Origin of the sequence: Nonomuraea gerenzanensis (assembly GCF_020215645.1) — a bacterium.
GTDB classification, from domain to species: domain Bacteria; phylum Actinomycetota; class Actinomycetes; order Streptosporangiales; family Streptosporangiaceae; genus Nonomuraea; species Nonomuraea gerenzanensis.
In genome coordinates, this window is record NZ_CP084058.1 from 10,038,854 (window position 1) to 10,058,503 (window position 19,650).

Below are 19,650 nucleotides of genomic sequence, written 5' to 3' on the forward strand. Positions count from 1 at the left end.
CAGAGGAGTCCGTTATGTACGGTGATGGGCCATGGGGGGTCCCCGGCTACACCGAGGTGCGTGAGCTAGGCTCCGGCGCGGCCGGCCGGGTGGTCCTGGCCACGCGCGACTACGACGGCGCGGAAGTCGCCATCAAGTACCTCAGCGACGAGCTGAGATCCGACGTCGGGTTCGTCGCCAGGTTCCGGCACGAGGCCCGCTTATTGGCCACGCTGCAGAGCCAGTACCACGCGAGACTGATCGACTACGTCGAGGCCGGGCAGGGCGCGGCCATCGTGATGGAGCTGGTCAACGGCGTCTCGCTGCGCGAGCTCCTCAGGTCCGAAGGGCCCACCGGGCCCGAGGCGGCGCTGACCGTGCTCAAGGGCTCGCTGCTCGGCCTGGCCTCCGCGCACGCGATCGGCGTCGTGCACCGCGACTTCAAGCCCGAGAACGTCATGGTGCGCGGTGACGGCACCAGCAAGCTCGTGGACTTCGGCATCGCCGTCCGGGTCGGCGAGGACGCCGGCGCCGCGGGCACGCCGCCGTACATGGCGCCCGAGCAGTGGTCGGGCGCGCCGGCCGGGCCCGCGACCGACGTGTACGCGGCCACCGTCGTGTTCTTCGAGTGCCTGACCGGCATGCGTCCCTTCCGCGCGCCCAACATGGCGGCGCTGGCCCGCCAGCACCAGAGCGCGCCGCCACCGGTCGAGGAGGTTCCCGGGCCGCTGCAGGGGCTGGTCGAGCGCGGCCTGGCCAAGGACGCGGCGGAGCGCCCGCCCTCGGCGGAGGCGTTCCTGACCGAGCTGGAGGCCGTGGCCGCCGAGGCGTACGGCCCGGACTGGGAGGAGCGCGGCCGGCGCCGCCTGGCCGCCCTGGCGGGCCTGCTGGTGCTGCTGTTCCCCAGCGTGCTGGACGAGCCGGCCGAGACGCGGACCTCGCTCGCCGAGACCCGCTTCACCGAGCCCACGCGGTTCCTGAGCAAGCTGCCCGCCAAGATCGCCATGGGCGCGGTGGGCGCCGGCGTGCTGGTCGCCGCGGTGGTGGTCATCCTGAGCTCCGGGTCGGCCGAGCCGGTGCTGCAGGCGCAGACCAGCACGGTCACGCCGGTCACCACCGAGGCCGCCACGCCCGAGCCCGTGGAGACGACGCCGGAGGAGACCGCCGAGCCCACCCCCGAGGAGACCACTCCCGAGGCCACCCCGGCGGACACGGACACCGCCGCGCCCCCGGTCGTCCAGCCGACCACCACCGTCAAGCCGACCAAGACGGCCACCCCCACGCCGGTGAAGACGCCGGCCAAGACCAGGAAGCCCACCCCCAGCCGCACTCCCACGCCGACCCCGAGCCCCGACCCGCCGATGAGCGGCGAGGCGGGTGACCCGGCGCCGTCCACCACGAGGCCGACCACCGCGAGCGCGACCCCCACCCCGGTCCCGGTCACCTCGACCCCGACGAACTCCTCGCCCCCGGTCACGACGACCCCGACGAACGACGACACCGGGGAGCCGGGCGGTGGCGGCCAGGAGCCCACGGTCACGCCGGAGGATCCGCGAAGGGGCGCCGCCGGCGCACTGCTCGCGCTCGGCCTGGTGACTACGGGCGCACTACCGGTCACACTTGCGGTGAGGCGCCGGATGGCGGGACGCCACAGAAGGAAGCGCTAGACGCGGCCGGGGGGCAACGGCGATGGACAACCCTGGAAACGGTATCGCCGGGTTCCGGCTCACGGAGCACACCTGGATGACCGAGCTCGGCAACTGGATCGACGCCATCTCACCCGACGGGCGCAGAGCCGGCGCCCTGCTGTTCGACCCCAAGCTCATCGGCCTGCCCGGCGTGCGCGAGCGCGTCGTCCAGGCGGTCATGACCGACCAGCGGCTCGTGCTGGCGGGGCTGACCGGGCTGATCCCCGTGGCCGACGTGGTCGCGGCCGGCGACCAGGTGTGGCTGCTGACCGCGCAGGCCGTCAGCCCCACGCTGGCCGACCTGCTCGCCGCCGGGCCCATCGATCCGAACGGGGCGGCGTCCCTGCTGGTGGAGACCGCCCAGACGCTCCTCGCGCTGCACGCCGCCGGAACCACGCACGGCTCTGTGCACCCGGGCACGGTGGTGATCACCGCGGAGGGCGTCTCGCTGCTGTCGGAGCGCGGGCTGTCCGACGCCATCCGCGCCCAGGTCTCGCAGCGCGAGCGGGACGCGGCGGGCTGGGCCTCGCTGGCCCGCGGCCTGGCCGCCTCCTTCGGGCGCGACGTGCCCGAGTCGGCCGAGCTGTTCGAACGCGTCGCGGCCACCGCCCAGACCCTGGGCCTGGGCACCGCGCGCGACCTGCTGGTCAACGAGCGCGGGCGGCTGCCGGGCGGCAGGATCAGCAGGGACGGCCTGGCGCGGGCGGCACGCGGGCGGTCGGCGTTCGCGCAGGCTCCGTCGTACGCCCGGCCGCCCGTCCCGACGCCGCAGGACGAGGGCGACATCGTCACGCTCCTGCGCGTGCCGGGGCCGTCCGCGGGGCCCGTCCGCTCCGGGATCGGCACGCAGCCTCAGGAGCCCCCTGCGGGGCCCGTCCAGTTCGGGCCGGGGGTGAGCACGCAGCCGCAGCAGGCCGAGACGCCGGCCCAGCGGATCTGGCGGGAGGGGCGCGGCGAGGCGGCCACCGTGCACCGCGGCGGCGGGCAGGCGGCCAGGGCGTCGCGGGCGCGGCGGCGGCGCACGATCCTGTCCGCGGCCGTGTTCGCGGTGATCATGGCGGGGGCGATCCTGGCCTGGTTCAGGCTGGGGAACGCGCCGGAGCTGGCGGTGAAGTCGATCAACGTGGTGGCGCCGAAGAAGACGCAGGGCTGCGGCAGCGCCGTCATGGTCACCGCGACCGTCGTGACGAACGGGGCGCCCGGCGAGATCACCTATGAATGGCGTAAGAACCTCGACAAGGAGATCGTCAAGGGAACGCTGCGCACCAAGGCCGACCAGACCTCCTACACCGTGCCCCTGAGGTGGACCTTGCAGGGCAGGAGCAGCGTCAAGGCCACCGCCACGCTGCGCGTCCTCGCCCCGGGGCCGGTGCTCACCGACAAAGCGAGCTTCACGTACAAGTGTTGATCGCTCGCCCGCCAATGCATCTCAAAGCGGTTCTTACTAATCTGGCGCACATGACCACGCAGACCCCCGCGGGCTGGTACCCGGATCCCTATGGAGAGCCCCGGCTCCGCTGGTGGGACGGCAACCAGTGGACGGACGCCACCCATGCGCAGGAGCAGGGCCCGGCGCAGCCCCAGCAGCCGTCCTCCAGGCCCCAGCCCTCGCCCCAGCCCTCGACGCAGCAGTCGCCCCAGCAGCAGTCCGGCCCCGGCTGGTCCGTGACGCCGGCCAACCCCACGGCCCAGTTCGGCCAGCCGACGTACGGGCAGGGCGCCTACGGCGCGCCCACGGCGCCCACCCAGCAACAGCAGCAGCCGCAGTGGGGCGGCGCGCCGCTGCCCGGCCCCGGCTACGGGCCGCCGCCCAAGCAGGGCAACCCGCTGCCCTGGGTGTTCGGCGGGCTGGCGGCACTGCTCGTGATCGCGTTGATCGTGGTCGCCGGGATCTTCTTCATCAACAGCGGCGACTCGGGCAACACGGCGCAGCCGAGGCGGAGCGACACGTTCGAGCCGCAGCAGCCGCCCACGAACGAGCCCCCGTCGCAGCAGCCCCGGCCCAGCCAGGGCGGCGAGTTCCCGCAGCCGGTCGACGGGGTCGTCACCGACCCGCGGGCCGGGGTCTCCTTCCAGGTGCCGGAGGGCTGGGACGTCGCCGTCCCCTCCGACGTCAACAGCGGCAACCCCACCGACCAGCAGTTCAGCGCCGGGGTGAAGGAGGTCTCGCACGAGAACTACCAGGGCGACGGCGACTGGATCGGCAACGTCTACACCGGCGTGCTGAACGAGCTCTACCCCTACACCGGCGTCGCGGGCATGGGCGACACGGTCAAGGCCGTCTTCGTGCACTTCTCCACGGAGTACTACCAGCTCGCGCACGAGAGCAAGGTCGTGGCCGACAAGGCCATGAAGATCGGCGATCGGGACGCGTACGTGCTGCAGTTCGAGCTGGACTTCACCAAGATCTCGGAGGAGAACGGCTACAAGTGGAAGAAGGAGAACGGGGCGATCGTGCTGATGGACCGCGGCCAGGGTCAGAGCCCGGCGATCATCTACGTGTCCGTTCCCGACAATCTCGGCACGGACGTGGTCAGCGAGGTCATCGGCTCGCTCAAGCCCGCCTGACCGGTGGCACTAGGCTGGTGGTGTAACAAGCGGGCGGATCGCTCCGAGCCGCTGGGCGAGGAGATCGTATGAGTGACTTGCTGGTCTGGATCGACTGCGAGATGACCGGGCTCGACCTGAGCCGCGACGCGCTCGTCGAGGTGGCGTGCGTCATCACCGACAGCGAGCTCAATCAGCTGGACGAGGGTGTCGACGTGGTCATCAAGCCGCCACCGGAGTCGCTGGAGCAGATGTCGCAGGTCGTACGCGAGATGCACACCGCCTCGGGGCTGCTGCCCGAGCTGGCGGGCGGCGTGACGCTGTCCGAGGCGGAGTCGCTGGTGCTCGACTACATCCGCCGCCACGTGCCCGAGCCGAAGAAGGCCCCGCTCTGCGGCAACTCGATCGGCACGGACCGCACGTTCATCGCGCGCGACATGCCCGGGGTGGATGCGTATTTGCACTACCGGATGATCGACGTCTCGTCGATCAAGGAGCTGGTACGCCGCTGGTATCCACGGGTCTACTTCGCGGCCCCGGAAAAGCAGGGCGGACACCGTGCTCTGGCGGACATCACGGAGAGCATCAGGGAGCTGCGCTACTACCGCGCGGCCATCTTCGTGGGCCAGCCCGGCCCCGATTCGACCACGGCCAGAGCCCTGGCTGAGCGCGTCAGCGGTTAATCGAGTGGCGTAAAGACTCCCGAATCCCGCTACACTTTTCCTGTGCCGCCTCACCGCGGGTGGCCATGGTGGGTGTAGCTCAGTTGGCAGAGCGCCAGGTTGTGGTCCTGGATGTCGAGGGTTCAAGTCCCTTCACTCACCCCACGGCGAACGGCCGGTCCTTCTGGACCGGCCGTTCGCGTTTTCTTCCGGGTAACCCCCCAAATCATGACAATGCGGGTTATGCTCGCTGTCTAACGCTAACGCCGGCAGCACGGGGGCCATCGGCGATCTTGACCGTCTGCGCGCCCCCGGAGGCCGGATGAGAGTCGACGACGCAGCTTTCGATAGCGTGTTCACGTCCTTGAGCAAGCGTGAAGCCGAGGTCATGGACCTGATCGCCACTGGTCAGTCCAACGGGCAGATCGCGCAGCGACTGTTTCTCAGCGAGAAGACGGTCAAGAATCACGTCAACCGGATCTATGCCAAGTTGGGGGTGGATTCCAGGGTGACGGCGATCGGGTTGTGGCGGTCGCGGCGGCAGTAGCGATCGGCGACTGCTTTCACCGGTGCCCGGGGTGGTCGCGGTGCGCCGCGTTCCTCCGGGCGCGTTGCCCCGCGTCCTCGCCGTGCGCGTCGCGCCGGGCTCCGCCGCACACCGTCGTGCCGGGCTCCGCCGCACACCGTCGCGCCGACGCGGCGCCCGACCGGCCGTGCACGCCGGCCCCGGCGCGCAGACAGGCACTGTCAGCCGGGTTTGATGCGGCGGCCCGTGAGCCGGGTAGGGATGATCTTGAGGTACTGCTGCCGCTCCCCACCCACCCAAGGCTCCACCCCGGTGGCAGCAGCCGCAGCCCGCTCCTCCTCCCGGACATGATGCAACGACCCCTGCGCCAGCACACTCCACCCACCCCGAGTCAACTCCTCGATCCGATCCACCTCGAAGGCGACCTTGTACTCCACATCCCGCATCCCCGTACGCAGATCCTGCTCGGTGCTCCCACCCGGCTCCGTCCGGAAGATGATCGCCCCGTCGCTCAGCCGATAATTCACCGGCAGCACCGTAGGCCCGAAGCGGCCCTCGAAGGCGATGCGGCCGACGCCGCCCGGCTCCAGGAGGCGCAGGCACTCGGGCTCCGACAGGGCGACCAGCGTGGGGTGGGGTGAGGCGGGGCCGGTGCCGGCCGGCGTTTCGGTGACTTCGCCGAGGAGTTCCTCCACGGTGGTCCGCAGGGCGATGGCGAGCTGGCCGAGCGCCTCGCGGATGGAGGGGCCGTCCTCCAGGTAGGCGAGGTAGCCCGCCTCGATGCCCGTACGCCGGGCGAGGTCCTCACGCGTCAGGCCCAGTTCGGCGCGCCGCTGGGCGATGCGGCGGCCGAGGCGTTCGATGGTGGTCACTTGCTGAGACATGCGGCGATCTCCTCCTTCCGGGTCACGGTAACCGCGTCTCGCCGCCGCGAACGGGACCGGACGTTCTGGGCGCTTCCGGCTGCGGCGGGTTTAAGAGAAGCTGGCGGTGCCATTGACATCCATGAGCCCGTTGAGGGGGAAGGAGAGATCATGGTGCAGAGAGCGCGGGTCGTCGTCGTGGGTGCGGGTTTCGCCGGCTTGGCCGCGGCTCGGGAGCTGGCCAGGAGCGGAGCGCTGGTGACGCTGGTCGACCGCAACCCGTACGCGACCTTTCAACCTCTTCTCTACCAGGTGGCCACGGCCGGGATGGGCACGGCGGACGTGTCCTATCCGATCAGGACGTACGCGGCGAAGTGGCCGAACGTGCGGGCGCGCCGGGCGGCGTTGAGCAGGATCCTGCCGGAGAAGCGGCGGGTGGAGCTCGACGACGGCGGCGCGCTCGACTACGACTACCTCGTGCTCGCCACGGGCGTCACCACGAACTGGCTGAACGTGCCGGGCGCCCCGGAGAACGCGTTGCCGATCTACTCGCTGGGCGACGCGGCGGGCCTGCGGCGGCGGCTGCAGCACTACCTGGAGGACACCGCGACGGGGCGGCGCGAGAGCACGCACGTCGTGGTGGTCGGAGCGGGCGCGACCGGGGTGGAGATGGCGGGCACGCTGGCCGAGCTGCGCCGTAACACGCTGCCGCTGACGCATCCCGAGGTGCGGCCGGACCAGACGAGCGTGACGCTGGTGGAGCGCTTCGACTACGTGCTGGCGCCGTACAAGCCGAAGCTGCGCGACTCCGCGGCGCAGGCGCTGCGCAAGCGCGGCGTGCGCCTGCGGCTGGGCGCCACCGTCGCCGGCGTGGAGCCGGACGCGGTGCTGCTGGAGGACGGCACGCGGCTGGACAGCGACGTGACGGTGTGGGCGCTGGGCGTCACCGCGCCGCCCGAGGTGGCATCGTGGGGGCTGGAGCAGGGCAAGGGCGGCCGCATCACGGTCACCGAGGCGCTGAACGTGCCGGGGCACCCCGAGATCTTCGTGGCCGGTGACCTGGCCGGGGCGCCGCACGCGCTGCCGCAGCTCGCGCAGCCGGCGATCCAGATGGGCAAGCACGTGGGCAAGCAGATCGCCGCGATGGTCAAGGGCGGGCAGCCGCGGCCGTTCTCCTACCGCGACCCGGGGATCATGGCGACGGTCGGGAAGGCCGAGGCGGTGCTGCAGCTCGAGAACGGGCTGACGATGCGCGGCCTGCCCGCCTGGCTGGTGTGGATCTTCATCCACGTGGCGTACCTGCTGGGCGGCCGCAACCGCCTCAGCGTGCTGCTCAACTTCTTCTGGCGGTACGCCGGCCCGCACCGGAGCCGGGCCAGCGTCACCCAGTAGCCTCCAGCAGCTACAGAGCCGCCGACAGGGCGGCCAGGCCGTGGTCGAGGTCGGCCTCGGGGATGTTCAGCGCGGGGCGCAGGCGCACGGATCTGGGGCCGCAGGGCAGCACCAGCACCCCGTGCTCCTCGCGCAGCCGCGTCACCAGGGCGTCGCGGGCCGCCGCGTCGGGCAGGTCGAAGGCGCACATCATGCCGCGGCCCCGCACGTTCGACAGCTCCTGCGGGTGCTCGGCCTCCAGCTTCGACAGGCGTTCGAGCAGCACGTTGCCCACGGTGGCGGCGCGGGTGATCAGGTCGTCGCGCTCCATGATCTCCAGGATGCCGCGGCTGCGCACCATGTCCACCAGGCCGCCGCCCCACGTGGAGTTGATCCGGCCGCTCTGCTGGAACACGTTGCCGGGCACCTCGTCCACCCTGCGGCCCGCCATGATCCCGCCGACCTGCACCTTCTTCGCGAACGCCACCACGTCGGGCTCCAGGCCGAGCTGCTGGTACGCCCACGGCGTGCCGGTCGTGCCGCCGCCGGTCTGCACCTCGTCCAGGATGAACAGCGCGTCGTACTGGTGGCACAGGTGCTGCATGGCCTGAAGGAACTCGGGCCGCATGTGGTTGTCGCCGCCCTCCCCCTGGATGGGCTCGGCGATGAAGCACGCGATGTCGTACGGGTGCCGCTCGAACGCCTCGCGCGCCTGCGCCAGCGCCCGCTCCTCGGCGGCCTCGACGTCGCCGAAGTGGATGGCGGGCACGTCGATCCGGGGCCAGTCGAAGGTGGGGAACCGGTCGGTCTTGCCCGGCTCGGTGTTGGTGAGGCTGAGCGTGTAGCCGCTGCGGCCGTGGAAGGCCTTGGTCAGGTGCATGACCTTGGTGCCCAGGTCGCGGGAGCGGCCGGCGGCCTCGTTGCGGCGGCTCTTCCAGTCGAAGGCGGTCTTGAGCGCGTTCTCCACGGCCAGGGCGCCGCCCTCGACGAAGAACAGGTGCGGCAGGCCGGGGTCGCCGAGCACGCGCACGAAGGTGTCGACGAAGTCCGCCAGGTGCTCGGTGTAGATGTCGGGGTTGGCCGGCTTGTTGCGGGCCACCTGCCCGAGCAGCCGGACGTGGTCGGGGTCGAAGGGCGGGTTCACGCCGAGGGGGGCCGAGGCGAAGAAGGTGTAGAAGTCCAGGTAGCGGCGGCCGTCACGGGCGTCGACCAGCCAGGAGCCGTGGCTGAGCTCCAGGTCGAGCACGAGGCGGTAACCGTCGACGAGCAGGTGGCGGGCAAGGCGGGTGTGTACGTCCATGGCACCTCCACAGTGGGCGGGAGCCTGGCATTCCTCTTGAGGAACACGGCTATATATACAAAATTTACGGCACGTCTGCCCTTGGCGTGAAGTTCTTCACGCGCATGGACAATGCGATCATGGCGATGCCGTACAGGATCGCGAAGACGCCGACCAGCCAGACGAGGCTGACCAGGCCCGCTCCCGGCCAGATGAGCAGCAGCACCCCGAAGATCACCGACAGCGCGCCGCCGACGATGAACATCCACTCGTCGTCGATGAGCTTGCGCAGGTGGATCCCGGCCGCGATCTCGGAGACGCCCGAGAAGATCGCCCAGAAGGCGACGACGTAGAGCAGGGCCAGGGAGGTGATCCCCGGCCAGACGAACGCCACGATGCCGGCGAGGATGCCGATGATGCCGGAGACGATGAGCCAGGTCCGCGACCTGGCGCCGTGCCGGAACCCGGCGAACAGCGCGAACAGGCCGCTGACGAGGGCGTACGCACCGAAGAAGATCACCAGGACGAGCAGTGTGATGCCCGGCCAGATGAGCGCCAGGACGCCGAAGAGGACTGCTGCCAGTCCCCTGACGAGCAGCAGCCACCACGATCGAGAGATTTCCCCCATACTGATCTGCTTTCCGGCCTCTGCCCGGAAACAGACCAGCAGCGGGTCAAATGTCGGTGATCCGTGCCGCGCTGGATGACAACGCGATCAGGACGCCTTGGCCAGCGCGAAGGCGCCACGGCTCAGCGCCGTCTGCTCCAGCCAGACGTGCGCGCCGATCGGCGCCTTCGGGTCGATCGCCATCGTGGTCACGACGTACGTCCTGCCCTGCTTCGTGCGGGCCAGGAAGCCGGCGTCGGAGACCCCCGGCTCCGACCCGCCCTTGAACCACACGGTCGGCCACTGGGCCCTGTCCAGGCCGAGGCCGCCGTCGCTGATCGACATGACCTCGCCGACGCGCCGGTCGCCCAGCTTCACCAGGCCCGCGTACGCCCGGCAGATCTGCGCCGGCGAGGCGTACCACTCCAGGGTGTCCAGCTCGCGCGGCGCGCTCCACATCGCGAACTTCGACAGCGGCGTCTTGGCCACCACCTTCTCCAGGTAGGCCCGCTGCCCCGCGTCGTTCAGCGACAGGTACCGCTTGGCGTGGCGCGGGTAGTCCACGCCCTTGAGCACGAACAGGTCCCGCGTCGTCAGGAACGGCACGTTGCGCTGGTCGTTGACGCCCCAGGCGCGCATCGTGCGCTCGACCGCCTTGCGGCCCACCTTGTGGATCAGCAGGTCCGTGGCCGTGTTGTCGCTGATGGAGATCATCAGCTTGGCGGCCTCCAGCACGGTGACCTGGCTGCCGTCGGGGCGGTCCTGCAGCTCGCCCGACGGCAGGCTCTTGAGCTCCGGCGTGATCGTGAGCTTGGTGTCCCAGCCGAACGCGCCGCTCCTGATGCGCTCGGCGACCGCGCCCAGCACGTACAGCTTGAGCATGGAGCCGAGCGGCCGCCGCTCGCCGGCGGCGACGCCGTGCAGGGGCCGGCACCTGCCGTCCGGGGTCAGCTCGGCGGCCAGGAAGCCGGTGCGCGGGGAGAGCGTGCGGAGCCTCTCGTCCACCTCGGCCCAGGTGGTCGGGTCGGGCGCCATGAACCGCAGGCCGCTCATCAGGCCGTCGGCGTCCACGCTGATCACGACGTTGACCGCCGACGCGCCCGCCAGGACCCTGGCCAGCAGCTCCCGCTCGTGCGACTGCTCCACCCGCTCCAGCTTCAGGTTCTCGAAACCGGCCAGCGCCTGGTTGAGCTGCGCGGGCGGGATGTTCTTGAGGAAGTCGGCGGTGAAGTGGCCGGCGAGCTCGTCGTCGGTGATCGGCAGGCGGGTGGAGGCGTCGAGCAGCCAGGCGAGCTGCCGGCCCGCCGGGGTGGCGGGCACCTCGGGGGCGGCGGAGACCGGCGCGGTGACACCCGCGCTCGTGGCCTCGGCGGGGACGGGCCGCCCGGCGCAGGCCGTCATGGCGATCGCCGCCGTGGCCGCCGCGAGGATCCGGACGGGCTTCGACGGAGTGTGCATGAGAAGGGCTCCTTCGCGAAGATCGGCAGCCGAGATCGGCTTCGTCGCCTCAGCACATCGCGGCGCGCGGGCTTGCCACCACCGGGTGAGCCACCGTCCCTGCCGGTGCGGCTGGCCGCCGGAAATATGCGGATAACCTCATAGACGTCCCCCCTGACCGTTCAGCACGATGGGGCCCTATGAGTTCCAGGGTGGTGGCCGGGTCACTGGCCCTGATCGCCGCCGGCGGGCTGGTGGCCGGTCCCCTGCTGGAGAGCGGCCTGCCCGCGCCGCCGCAGCAGTGGGCCTTCATCGTGCTCGCCCTGCCGCTGCCCGTGCTGGGCCGGCTGCTGGCCGTCCGGCGGCCCGAGCTGCGTTACGGCTGGCTGCTGCTGGCGGCCTCCCTCGCACTCGGGCTCAGCGTGCTCGGCATCGGCCTGTCGGCACGTACGGGCGGCCACGCGCTCTACACCGCCCTCGGCTCGCTGAGCCCCGTCTTCTACGGGCTCACCTGGATCTTCGTGCCCCTGCTGTTCCCGGACGGGCGGCTGCCCTCCCCCCGGTGGCGCCCCGTCGCGTGGATCTCCGGTGGCGCGATCGCCCTGCACACCGCGGGGAACCTGGCCTACGGCCACGACCCGTACCATCCGCCCAGCGGCCCGCTGTCGGCCACGCAGTGGGCCGGCGTGTGGGCCTCGGCGGCCGGGCAGCTCACCACGTGGGTCATGGCGGTGGTCGTCATCTGCGGCCTGGTGCTCCGGTGGCGGCGCAGCGCTCGGGCGGAGCGCGGCCAGTACGCCTGGATGGTCGGCGGCATGGCGGCGACCGCCGCGGGCGCGGTGCTGGTGTCGTCGTTCCACTTCGGCGGGTCCGCGTACGGCATCGCCGGGCTGATCGGGGTCCTGGCCGTGGTGGGCTCGTTGCCCGCCGCCATCGGGGTGGCGCTGGTGCGGCACCGGCTGCTCGACGTCCGGATCGGGCTGCGCGGCTCGCGCCTGCACCTGGTGTTCGACCTGCGGCCGACGGTGGACGAGGTGCTGTCCGACCTCGGCACGGCGCTGCAGGAGACGCCCGAGCCGGTGGAGCAGCTCGGCCGGCTGGCGGCGGCGGTGCGTACGGGGCTGGACCTGCGCTGGGCCGCCGTGACGCTGGCGGACGGCACCCGGATGGTCTCCGGCACGCAGGAGGGCGCGGCGACGCTGGAGCTGCCGGTACGCGGCGGCCGCATCGAGTGCGGCCCCCGGCAGGCGGGCCCCCTGACCCGGGTGGACAGGCGGCTCCTGGAGGCGCTGGCCGTGCCCGCCGGGCTGGCGATCCAGAGCGCCGGCCTGGTCACGCGGCTGGTGAACGCGCAGGAGGCCGAGCGCCGCCGCATCGAGCGCAACATCCACGACGGTGTGCAGCAGCAGCTCGTCGCCCTCATCGCCGGTCTGGAGCTGGCCAGGGCGACCGGCGCGGGCCCCGACATGCTGGCGAACCTGCGGGAGCAGGCCCGCCAGACCCTCGCCGACCTGCGCGAGCTGGCCGCCGGCATCCACCCGTCCGCGCTCAGCCAGGGCGGCCTGGTGGAGGCCGTGGAGGAGCGCTGCTCGCGCCTGCCCGTGCGGACCACGGTGACCTCCGCTCCGTCGCTGCGGGCCAGGCGCTTCGCCGACGAGGTCGAGGGCGCGATGTACTTCACGGTGAGCGAGGCCGTGGCGAACGCGCTCAAGCACGCGGGCGCGGCCACCATGGAGGTGCGCCTGACGCTGGAGGGCGGCCGGCTGCACGCCACCGTGAGCGACGACGGCAAGGGCTTCGACCCCGGCACGCGCGCCCGCCGGGGGCTGGCCACGCTGGAGGACCGGCTCGACGCGCTCGGTGGGAGCCTGACGGTGGACAGCGAGCAGGGGAAGGGGACACGGGTGCACGCGTGGGTGCCGGTCGATGGGTGAGCTGATCCGTACGGTGGTGGCGGACGACCACTACCTGGTGCGCGAGGGCACCAGGCAGCTGCTGGAGATGTCGGGCGAGGTGGCGGTCGTCGGCGCGGTGGGCGACGCCGACGAGCTGCTCGACGCCGTCCGCCGGCTCGGCCCGGACGTGGTGATCACCGACATCCGGATGCCCGGAGGCGCATGGCGGCAGGGCTTCGAGGGCATCGACGCCGCCCACCGCATCCGCTCCGCGCATCCGAAGGTGGGGGTGGTGGTGCTGTCGCAGTTCTCGGACGCGCTGTTCGCGTTCGAGCTGTTCAAGCACGGCACCGAGGGCTACGCGTACCTGCTCAAGGACCGGGTCGGCGACCTCGACGAGCTGCTCGGCGCGATCAGGGCGGTCGCCGCCGGCGGCTCGGTCATCGACCCCAAGGTGGTCGAGGGCCTGCTGGCCAGGCGCGACGTGCGCGGCCAGCAGGAGGCCCTGACCGCCCGCGAGCGGGACGTGCTGCGCGAGATGGCCCACGGCCGGACGAACTCCGCCATCGCCCGCGCCCTGCACCTGTCGATCTCCTCGGTGGAGAAGAACGTGAACGCCATCTTCACCAAGCTCGGCCTGGAGAACAGCGGCGACGTGCACCGGCGGGTGGCGGCGGTCCTGGCCTACCTGGGGCCGGAGCCGCCTCAGCGGTAGGCGAGCCTGCGCAGCAGGATCTCGGCCGGGCCCCGGTAGCCGACCCGGGCCATGAGGTCGGCCAGCAGCAGCGAGATCAGCCACGTGCCCGCCGCCACGAGCGTGGCCCCGGCCAGGCCGAGGTCGTCCTGGAGGCCCATCCCGTACGGGTAGAAGAGCACCACGTACGCGACGGACTGGAAGAGGTACAGGCTCATCGAGCGCCGGCCGAGCGCCTCGACCATCGTGGTGAGCCGGTTGCGCCGCCGCCCGGCGCGGATCGCGACGAGGGCGACCAGGGCCGCCATGCCGATGCCGCCCGCGTACCCGGTGACGGCCTGCGCCAGCACGGCCGCCCAGAGAGCCGCCGGCGACGGCCCGGTCCAGACGTCCGCCTGGACGAGGGCGGCGGGCAGGGAGCCGGCCACGGACAGGGCGGTGGTGATCACGGCGAAGCCGAGGAGGAGGCGGCGGTGCCGCGCGGGCTCCTCCAGGTAGCGGCGGCGCGCCGCCCACATGCCCAGCAGCACGCCGGGGATGACGAGCAGGGTGCCCACGGCCAGGCTGATCGGCCAGGCCGTGAGCCGCTCGGTGAGCAGGCTCCAAAAGCCCTGGCCGCCCGCGGAGACGCCGGCCTTGGTGTAGGTGGAGATGCCGTTCGACATGGGGAACCACATGCTGGCCGCGACGACGGCCGTGGCGGGGACGAACGTCAGCCCGGCCGTCCACAGCAGGGCCCGGTCACCGCGCCGCAACAGGCCGGCCAGCAGGACGGCGGCCAGGCCGTAGGGGGCGAGGATGTCGATCGGGACCAGCAGCACCACGTGCGTGAGCCCGATGGCCATCAGCCACCAGCCGCGCCGGCGCAGCAGCTTGCGGGCGCTCACCCAGTCGCCGCCCGGGCGGGCGAGCCGCCGGTCGAGCAGTTGCACCAGCGCGTAGCCGAACAGGAAGGCGAACATCGGCCGCGCGTGGTTGTTGACGAAGAGGAAGTGGAAGACATCGGTGATCGCGTTGAGCGCCGCGGGGCCGCGACGCACGTCGGTCACGAACAGCGGCGCGTGCGCGAAGGCGATGGCCAGCAGCATCGCGCCGCGTGCCAGGTCGGGGGCGAGGGCTCGCCCGGTGGTGGCGCGCGGTGGGGCCTGCGCCTCGATGGACGTGGTCATGCGTCACCTTCCTCACAACACCGATGTCAACCGGCGGCCGACGACGACTTGGCCGCCTCCACGCTCTTGCGCAGCGCGGTGGTGATGGGCTCGACGGGCAGGGAGAGCTGCTCGATCCGGCTCCGGCTCCGGCGCGCCTCGCCCCGTTCCAGAACCGCCTTGAGGCCGGCCGCCCCGGCCAGCGCCGCCAGGACGCGCACGTCCTGGTCGAGCCGCCCGACCGGCTGGCCCCCGCGGATGGCCCGCCCGACGCGCTCGGCGAGCCTGCGTGACAGGTACGCCTTGCGCGGGACGATCCGCTCCACCGGGATGAACAGCACCCGGCGCCGCTCCACCCGGATCAGCCGGTCGGCGGCCAGCTCGTCACGCACCACGCCGACCGCCTTGGCGTGGTCCTTGCCGATCCATCGCCGCCAAGACCGGGGCGGCGAGCCGGAGATCTGTTCCCAGACGATCGCCCGCAGCGAGCCCGGCCCGGCGTGCGCGGGCTGCGCGACGGCCCGCGCCTTGCCCGACTCGTCGGCCAGGCAGCCCTCCAGCAGCAGCTCGGCCAGGGCGGCGGCGCGCAGCAGGTAGCCCAGCTCGGTCCGCTGCGCCAGCCGTTGCCTGCGCAGGTCGAAGGCCAGCAGGAAGGCCGAGCGGGTCAGCGTCTCATGGTGCTTCACCGGCGTCTCCATCCGCGTGCTCCCCTTCGTCTTCCTCTTCTTCTCCCGCCGCGTCCCTGCGCGGGCGGCCACGCGGGCGCATCCGCCCGACCCCCTCGGGCAGCCGCCCCGCCTCTGACAGCGCCCTGCGCAGCAGGAACTCGATCTGGGAGTTCGTGCTGCGCAGCTCGTCGGACGCCCATCTGGCCAGCGCGTCGTGGACCACCGGGTCGAGCCGCAGCAGGAGCTTCTTTCGATCGACCATCACTGGTACAGCGTGCCCGTGTTGACCACGGGCTGGGTGTCGCGATCACCCACCAGCACCACGAGCAGGTTGCTGACCATGGCCGCCTTGCGCTCCTCGTCCAGCTCCACCACGTCGTGTTCGGCGAGCTTGGCCAGCGCCATCTCCACCATGCCGACGGCGCCCTCGACGATCCGCTGCCTGGCCGCCACCACCGCGCCGGCCTGCTGGCGGCGCAGCATCGCGTGGGCGATCTCCGGCGCGTACGCCAGGTGGATGATGCGCGACTCGATGACCTTGACGCCCGCGGAGGCGACCCTGGCCGAGATCTCCAGGGAGAGCTGGTCGTTGATCTCGTCGGCGTTGTCGCGCAGCGACAGCCGCGGCTCGCCGTGGGAGTCGTAGGGGTAGGTGCCCGCGATGTGCCGCACCGCCGTCTCGGCCTGGATGGCCACGAACTCCACGAAGTCGTCCACCTCGAACACCGCCTGCGCGGTGTCCTGCACCTGCCAGACCACCACGGTCGCGATCTGGATGGGGTTGCCGTCGGCGTCGTTGACCTTGGTGACGTCCGTCTCGTGGTTGCGGATCCTGGTGGAGACCCGGCGGCGCACGGTGATCGGGTTGACCCATTGGAAGCCGGGGGTGCGCAGGGTGCCGACGTAGCGGCCGAGCAGCTGCACCACCCTGGCCTCGCCCGGGGCGACCGCGGTGAGCCCGAACAACATGACGAACCCGGTGAGGAGCACCAGGATGCCCACGAGCAGCGACGCCAGCCCGGCCGAGGCGGAGCCCGTGGCCAGCAGGGCGATGCCCAGCACGATCAGCGCCAGGCCGGCCAGCCCGACCAGCGTCGCCACGCTCAGCATCACGAACCCGTTGGCGGCCCTGACCGGCCGCTCGTGGGTGCGGGGCTCGGGCATGTCGACCACGCCCGCGCTCGATGTGTCCACCATCACCTTGCCTCCCGACTCTTGTGTGACTTCACCTTGCTAGCAAAGTGATATCACTTTTTTGGCCGCGTGGGAAGGCCGGCCGGTGGGCGCTGTGGTAGGGCTGGCACTACCGGGCATCAGGGTGTCGGCGGCAATGTCGCGCCCGTCCTGAAGCCCTAGGGTTTGTGCCATGAGGAGAACGGCGTTGATCGCGGGCTCGCTGGGGCTCGCCGCGGTGCTGACCGGCTGTGGCCTCGGTGAGCACAACGCAGACACCGTGACGTACGACGTCACGGACAAGGTGGCGGCCCTGCGCGTCGAGGCCGACTCCGGCACCGTCGAGGTGGTCGAGTCCGACCGCGCCGGCATTCACGTGAGCGAGCGGCTGACCTGGCGCAAGGAGAAGCCCAAGACCAGCCACGAGGTGCGGGGCGACACACTGGAGCTGGCGTTCACCTGCCCTACCAGTTGGGGCCTCGGCGCCGCGGGAGTGTCCTGCGACGTGAGCTACCGGGTCGAGGTGCCCAAGGGGTTGCGCGTCACGGCGGGCACCGACTCGGGCGACCTCACGCTGAAGAACCTGTCGGGCGAGGTGGAGGCCAGCAGCGACTCCGGCGCCATCGAGGCCGCGGGGCTGACGGGCAAGCGGGTCGTCATGCGGACGGACTCGGGTGACGTGACGCTGACCTTCACCGGTCAGCCCGACAAGGTCACGACCTCCACGGACTCCGGGCGGATCGAGATCCACGTGCCGCAGGGGCCGTACAACGTCGTGACGCGGACGGACTCGGGCGGCAAGGAGATCACCGCCGCCAGCGACGCCTCGGCCCCGCGCTCGATCGAGGCGGTCAGCGACTCGGGCGACCTGGCGGTCATGACGCCCTGACCGCCGGCGCCGGGCGGCTCAGCCGTGGGAGTAGACCACGATCGACACCGCGATGTACTGCACCAGGTAGGCGGCGATCGTGAACGCGTGGAAGACCTCGTGGAAGCCGAACCAGCGGGGTGACGGATCGGGGCGGCGCAGGCCGTACACGACGGCGCCGGCCGAGTAGAACACGCCGCCCACCGCCACCAGCACGACGGCGGCCACCCCCGCGCCCTCCAGCAACTGCGGCATGACGAAGACCGCGGTCCAGCCCAGCGCCAGGTACAGGACCGTGTAGAGCCAGCGCGGCGCGTTCATCCACAACACCCGGAACAGCACCCCGGACAGCGCCCCGCCCCAGATCACCGACAGCACCGCCACGCGGGCCGCACCGTCGAGCGCCAGCAGGGCGAACGGGGTGTAGGTGCCCGCGATGATCAGGTAGATGTTCGCATGGTCGATCCGGCGCAGGAACTCGGCCAGCCGCGGGCCCAGCGTGCTGCGGTGATAGGTGGCGGAGATGCCGAACAACAGGGCCGAGGTGATGGCGTAGATCGACGAGGCCAGCCGGGCCTGCAAGGTGGGCCCCAGCGCCACGAGCACGAAGCCGGCGACCAAGGTGACAGGCAGCGCTCCGGTGTGCAACCAGCCTCGCAGCCGCGGCTTAACGGTGATGGTCGTCATGTAACCTACGGTACCGTAGGTTAGAGCCCATTAAAGAAACGGGCGGCAATGGGGACAGCGACCGACCTTCCGGACCCTCCGTTCCGCACGAAGACACAGAAGGCCAGGTCATCGCGGTATCCGATGAACCAGGCATGCGGCGTCTCGCCCTCCACCTCGGCCGTCCCCGTCTTGCCCGCGGCCCCCTCCGGCAGCCCCGACTCACTGGCCGTCCCGTAGTCGACGACGGCCGTCATCATCTCCCGCAGCGCCGCCACGACGCCCTCGTCCATCTGGACGTCCTCGTGCGGGGTGCCGTCGATGCGGCGCACCAGCTCCTCCGACAGCAGCCGCGGCGAGCGCCAGGTGCCGCTCTGCACGGCGGCGGCGAGCGCGGCCATGCACAGCGGGGTGGTGACGACCTCGCCCTGGCCGATCACGTCGGCGCCGAGCATGTCGAGGTCGTCGGTCTCGGGCACGGTGCCGCAGGTCCCGCCGATCCCGGTCGCGATCGGCCGGCCGAACCCCCACTCGTCGGCCGTCCTGCTCAGCTCCTCCCCCGTCAGCCTGGTGGTCGCCTGCTCGACGAACGTGGTGTTGCAGGAGTAGGCGAACGCGTCGGTGAACGTCACGACGCCGCGGTCCACCTCGCCGTCGTTGCTGAAGGGCCGGTGGAACGGGATCTGGTACGTGCCGGGGCACCCGACCTGGGCCGCCGGGTCGAGCCCGCCCTTGATCAGCGCCGCGGCGGTGATCGTCTTGAACACGGAGCCGGGCGGGAACACGTCACGCACGGCGCTGTAGCTCTCCCCCAGGCGGTCGGCCAGCGCGAGCAGCTCGCCGGTGCTCGGCCGGATGACGATGATCGTGGAGTCCTCGGTGCCGTCCAGCGCCCGCGCGGCGGCCGCCTGCACGGATCGCGACAGGGTGGTGCGCTCGACGTTCGCCTCGGGCTCGCGGTGCAGCAGGGTCGTGTCCGGCCGGCCCGGCACCTTCGACACCAGCGACCAGCCGTAGTTGACGTGCTCGAACTCGCGCTTGAGCGGGTCCAGGTACGCCTCGGCGTAGCTGTCGTTCGGGATCTTGTCGCCCTCGCTGGTGACCAGCTCGGCCGCCGACGTCTCCACCTCCTCCAGCACCAGCGTGCCGCCGTCCTTGAGCAGCGGGTGCAGCGTCTCGGGGGCCCATAAGACCTTCCAGGTGCGCTCCCGCACGGCCAGCCGCAGCGTGCTGTCGAACGGCCAGTCGCCGAGGTCGGCCAGCCGGCGCACGCCCGAGAACGGCACCTCGGCCGCCTGCTCGCCCGTGGTCCGCAGCTGGCCGGGGGTGAGCTGCAGGGACTCCACGTGCAGCTGGTCGCTGAGCGTGCGGTGCCGTACGGAGAAGTCGGCCGGCGGCTGGAACACCAGCCGCTCCATCGCCGAGACGTTCCCGCGCCGCCAGGCGTCGAAGTACGCGGCGGCCGTCTGGGCGGGGCTGCCCTTGACCCGGTTCGACGCCGCGATGGCGAAAGCACCCGCCCCGGCTATCGCGACAAGCGCGATAACGAGCACAATCAGCCTTCGCCGTGCCATACGGT

At 71.7% G+C, this 19,650-nt stretch carries 19 protein-coding genes and 1 tRNA gene; 10 read left to right on the plus strand and 10 right to left on the minus strand.

Features of this window, described 5'->3' with window-relative positions:
* Positions 1-14 precede the first annotated feature (14 nt).
* The 6 genes from LCN96_RS46635 (at position 15) to LCN96_RS46660 (ending at position 5,423) form a co-directional block, all read left to right on the plus strand.
* Positions 15-1,646: a serine/threonine-protein kinase gene (locus LCN96_RS46635; RefSeq protein ID WP_225268823.1), complete on the plus strand. Its 1,632-nt coding sequence runs from the start codon at positions 15-17 to the stop codon at positions 1,644-1,646.
* 22 nt (positions 1,647-1,668) lie between these two features.
* A complete protein-coding gene (locus tag LCN96_RS46640) occupies positions 1,669-3,075 on the plus strand; it encodes a protein kinase family protein (protein WP_225268824.1) in 1,407 nt (468 codons plus the stop codon).
* A gap of 50 nt (positions 3,076-3,125) precedes the next feature.
* Positions 3,126-4,235, plus strand: coding sequence for a DUF2510 domain-containing protein (locus tag LCN96_RS46645; RefSeq protein ID WP_225268825.1), 1,110 nt, complete (start codon positions 3,126-3,128; stop codon positions 4,233-4,235).
* 68 nt (positions 4,236-4,303) lie between these two features.
* Positions 4,304-4,897, plus strand: a complete 594-nt coding sequence (gene orn / locus LCN96_RS46650) for an oligoribonuclease (RefSeq protein ID WP_225268826.1) — start codon at positions 4,304-4,306, stop codon at positions 4,895-4,897.
* A gap of 68 nt (positions 4,898-4,965) precedes the next feature.
* Positions 4,966-5,041: transfer RNA gene (locus LCN96_RS46655), tRNA-His, on the plus strand.
* 157 nt (positions 5,042-5,198) lie between these two features.
* A complete protein-coding gene (locus tag LCN96_RS46660) occupies positions 5,199-5,423 on the plus strand; it encodes a helix-turn-helix domain-containing protein (RefSeq protein WP_080045733.1) in 225 nt (74 codons plus the stop codon).
* A 200-nt stretch (positions 5,424-5,623) separates the two neighbouring features.
* Here the strand turns inward: LCN96_RS46660 and LCN96_RS46665 are convergent, their stop codons facing one another.
* Positions 5,624-6,286, minus strand: a complete 663-nt coding sequence (locus LCN96_RS46665) for a helix-turn-helix domain-containing protein (RefSeq protein WP_225268827.1) — start codon at positions 6,284-6,286, stop codon at positions 5,624-5,626.
* Between the two features lie 150 nt (positions 6,287-6,436).
* On the opposite strand from LCN96_RS46665, the gene LCN96_RS46670 reads away from it, so the two are divergent.
* Positions 6,437-7,657, plus strand: coding sequence for an NAD(P)/FAD-dependent oxidoreductase (locus LCN96_RS46670; protein ID WP_225268828.1), 1,221 nt, complete (start codon positions 6,437-6,439; stop codon positions 7,655-7,657).
* A 10-nt stretch (positions 7,658-7,667) separates the two neighbouring features.
* Here LCN96_RS46670 and lat read toward each other — a convergent pair whose 3' ends face one another.
* The 3 genes from lat to LCN96_RS46685 all read right to left on the minus strand — a co-directional run bounded on the left by lat (position 7,668) and on the right by LCN96_RS46685 (position 10,980).
* Positions 7,668-8,936 (minus strand): L-lysine 6-transaminase, encoded by a 1,269-nt coding sequence (gene lat, locus LCN96_RS46675; RefSeq protein WP_225268829.1) that lies wholly within the window; start codon positions 8,934-8,936, stop codon positions 7,668-7,670.
* A 64-nt stretch (positions 8,937-9,000) separates the two neighbouring features.
* Positions 9,001-9,543: an HdeD family acid-resistance protein gene (locus LCN96_RS46680; RefSeq protein ID WP_225268830.1), complete on the minus strand. Its 543-nt coding sequence runs from the start codon at positions 9,541-9,543 to the stop codon at positions 9,001-9,003.
* Positions 9,544-9,630: 87 nt separating this feature from the next.
* The gene (locus LCN96_RS46685; RefSeq protein ID WP_225268831.1) at positions 9,631-10,980 is read right to left on the minus strand and encodes a serine hydrolase; all 1,350 of its coding nucleotides are present in this window, start codon (positions 10,978-10,980) and stop codon (positions 9,631-9,633) included.
* 179 nt (positions 10,981-11,159) lie between these two features.
* Between LCN96_RS46685 and LCN96_RS46690 the strand changes: the two genes are divergently transcribed.
* Positions 11,160-12,893 carry a sensor histidine kinase gene (locus LCN96_RS46690; protein WP_225268832.1) on the plus strand — a complete coding sequence of 578 codons (1,734 nt, stop codon included), beginning with the start codon at positions 11,160-11,162 and terminating at the stop codon, positions 12,891-12,893.
* Positions 12,886-13,569 (plus strand): response regulator transcription factor, encoded by a 684-nt coding sequence (locus tag LCN96_RS46695; RefSeq protein ID WP_225268833.1) that lies wholly within the window; start codon positions 12,886-12,888, stop codon positions 13,567-13,569. The genes LCN96_RS46690 and LCN96_RS46695 overlap by 8 nt, the downstream gene beginning before the upstream one ends.
* Here LCN96_RS46695 and LCN96_RS46700 read toward each other — a convergent pair.
* From LCN96_RS46700 to LCN96_RS46715, 4 genes are read right to left on the minus strand one after another with little or no spacing between them, the layout of a single operon-like run.
* Positions 13,560-14,717: a DUF418 domain-containing protein gene (locus LCN96_RS46700; RefSeq protein ID WP_225268834.1), complete on the minus strand. Its 1,158-nt coding sequence runs from the start codon at positions 14,715-14,717 to the stop codon at positions 13,560-13,562. The two genes, LCN96_RS46695 and LCN96_RS46700, sit on opposite strands and share 10 nt — an antisense overlap.
* Positions 14,718-14,743: 26 nt before the next feature.
* Positions 14,744-15,382, minus strand: coding sequence for a GPP34 family phosphoprotein (locus LCN96_RS46705; protein WP_225268835.1), 639 nt, complete (start codon positions 15,380-15,382; stop codon positions 14,744-14,746).
* Positions 15,369-15,626, minus strand: coding sequence for a hypothetical protein (locus LCN96_RS46710; RefSeq protein ID WP_225276210.1), 258 nt, complete (start codon positions 15,624-15,626; stop codon positions 15,369-15,371). The genes LCN96_RS46705 and LCN96_RS46710 overlap by 14 nt, the downstream gene beginning before the upstream one ends.
* Positions 15,626-16,561 carry an SPFH domain-containing protein gene (locus LCN96_RS46715; protein ID WP_225268836.1) on the minus strand — a complete coding sequence of 312 codons (936 nt, stop codon included), beginning with the start codon at positions 16,559-16,561 and terminating at the stop codon, positions 15,626-15,628. Before LCN96_RS46715 ends, LCN96_RS46710 begins: the two co-directional genes overlap by 1 nt.
* Before the next feature lie 169 nt (positions 16,562-16,730).
* Between LCN96_RS46715 and LCN96_RS46720 the strand changes: the two genes are divergently transcribed.
* Positions 16,731-17,426 carry a DUF4097 family beta strand repeat-containing protein gene (locus tag LCN96_RS46720; protein ID WP_225268837.1) on the plus strand — a complete coding sequence of 232 codons (696 nt, stop codon included), beginning with the start codon at positions 16,731-16,733 and terminating at the stop codon, positions 17,424-17,426.
* An 18-nt stretch (positions 17,427-17,444) separates the two neighbouring features.
* Here the strand turns inward: LCN96_RS46720 and trhA are convergent, their stop codons facing one another.
* Complete coding sequence (gene trhA / locus LCN96_RS46725) at positions 17,445-18,092, minus strand: PAQR family membrane homeostasis protein TrhA (protein ID WP_225268838.1); 648 nt, start codon at positions 18,090-18,092, stop codon at positions 17,445-17,447.
* A gap of 20 nt (positions 18,093-18,112) precedes the next feature.
* The gene (locus tag LCN96_RS46730) at positions 18,113-19,624 is read right to left on the minus strand and encodes a penicillin-binding transpeptidase domain-containing protein (protein ID WP_225268839.1); all 1,512 of its coding nucleotides are present in this window, start codon (positions 19,622-19,624) and stop codon (positions 18,113-18,115) included.
* Positions 19,625-19,650: the final 26 nt, after the last annotated feature.

Coding starts and splice junctions, on each gene's coding strand:
- LCN96_RS46715 (WP_225268836.1), bottom strand. CDS start 16,561: ATGGTGGACACATCGAGCGCGGGCGTGGTCGACATGCCCGAGCCCCGC.
- LCN96_RS46700 (WP_225268834.1), bottom strand. CDS start 14,717: ATGACCACGTCCATCGAGGCGCAGGCCCCACCGCGCGCCACCACCGGG.
- LCN96_RS46685 (WP_225268831.1), bottom strand. CDS start 10,980: ATGCACACTCCGTCGAAGCCCGTCCGGATCCTCGCGGCGGCCACGGCG.
- LCN96_RS46645 (WP_225268825.1), top strand. CDS start 3,126: ATGACCACGCAGACCCCCGCGGGCTGGTACCCGGATCCCTATGGAGAG.
- orn (WP_225268826.1), top strand. CDS start 4,304: ATGAGTGACTTGCTGGTCTGGATCGACTGCGAGATGACCGGGCTCGAC.
- LCN96_RS46635 (WP_225268823.1), top strand. CDS start 15: ATGTACGGTGATGGGCCATGGGGGGTCCCCGGCTACACCGAGGTGCGT.
- LCN96_RS46670 (WP_225268828.1), top strand. CDS start 6,437: ATGGTGCAGAGAGCGCGGGTCGTCGTCGTGGGTGCGGGTTTCGCCGGC.
- LCN96_RS46660 (WP_080045733.1), top strand. CDS start 5,199: ATGAGAGTCGACGACGCAGCTTTCGATAGCGTGTTCACGTCCTTGAGC.
- LCN96_RS46640 (WP_225268824.1), top strand. CDS start 1,669: ATGGACAACCCTGGAAACGGTATCGCCGGGTTCCGGCTCACGGAGCAC.
- LCN96_RS46680 (WP_225268830.1), bottom strand. CDS start 9,543: ATGGGGGAAATCTCTCGATCGTGGTGGCTGCTGCTCGTCAGGGGACTG.
- LCN96_RS46710 (WP_225276210.1), bottom strand. CDS start 15,626: ATGGTCGATCGAAAGAAGCTCCTGCTGCGGCTCGACCCGGTGGTCCAC.
- LCN96_RS46720 (WP_225268837.1), top strand. CDS start 16,731: ATGAGGAGAACGGCGTTGATCGCGGGCTCGCTGGGGCTCGCCGCGGTG.
- lat (WP_225268829.1), bottom strand. CDS start 8,936: ATGGACGTACACACCCGCCTTGCCCGCCACCTGCTCGTCGACGGTTAC.
- LCN96_RS46665 (WP_225268827.1), bottom strand. CDS start 6,286: ATGTCTCAGCAAGTGACCACCATCGAACGCCTCGGCCGCCGCATCGCC.
- trhA (WP_225268838.1), bottom strand. CDS start 18,092: ATGACGACCATCACCGTTAAGCCGCGGCTGCGAGGCTGGTTGCACACC.
- LCN96_RS46695 (WP_225268833.1), top strand. CDS start 12,886: ATGGGTGAGCTGATCCGTACGGTGGTGGCGGACGACCACTACCTGGTG.
- LCN96_RS46690 (WP_225268832.1), top strand. CDS start 11,160: ATGAGTTCCAGGGTGGTGGCCGGGTCACTGGCCCTGATCGCCGCCGGC.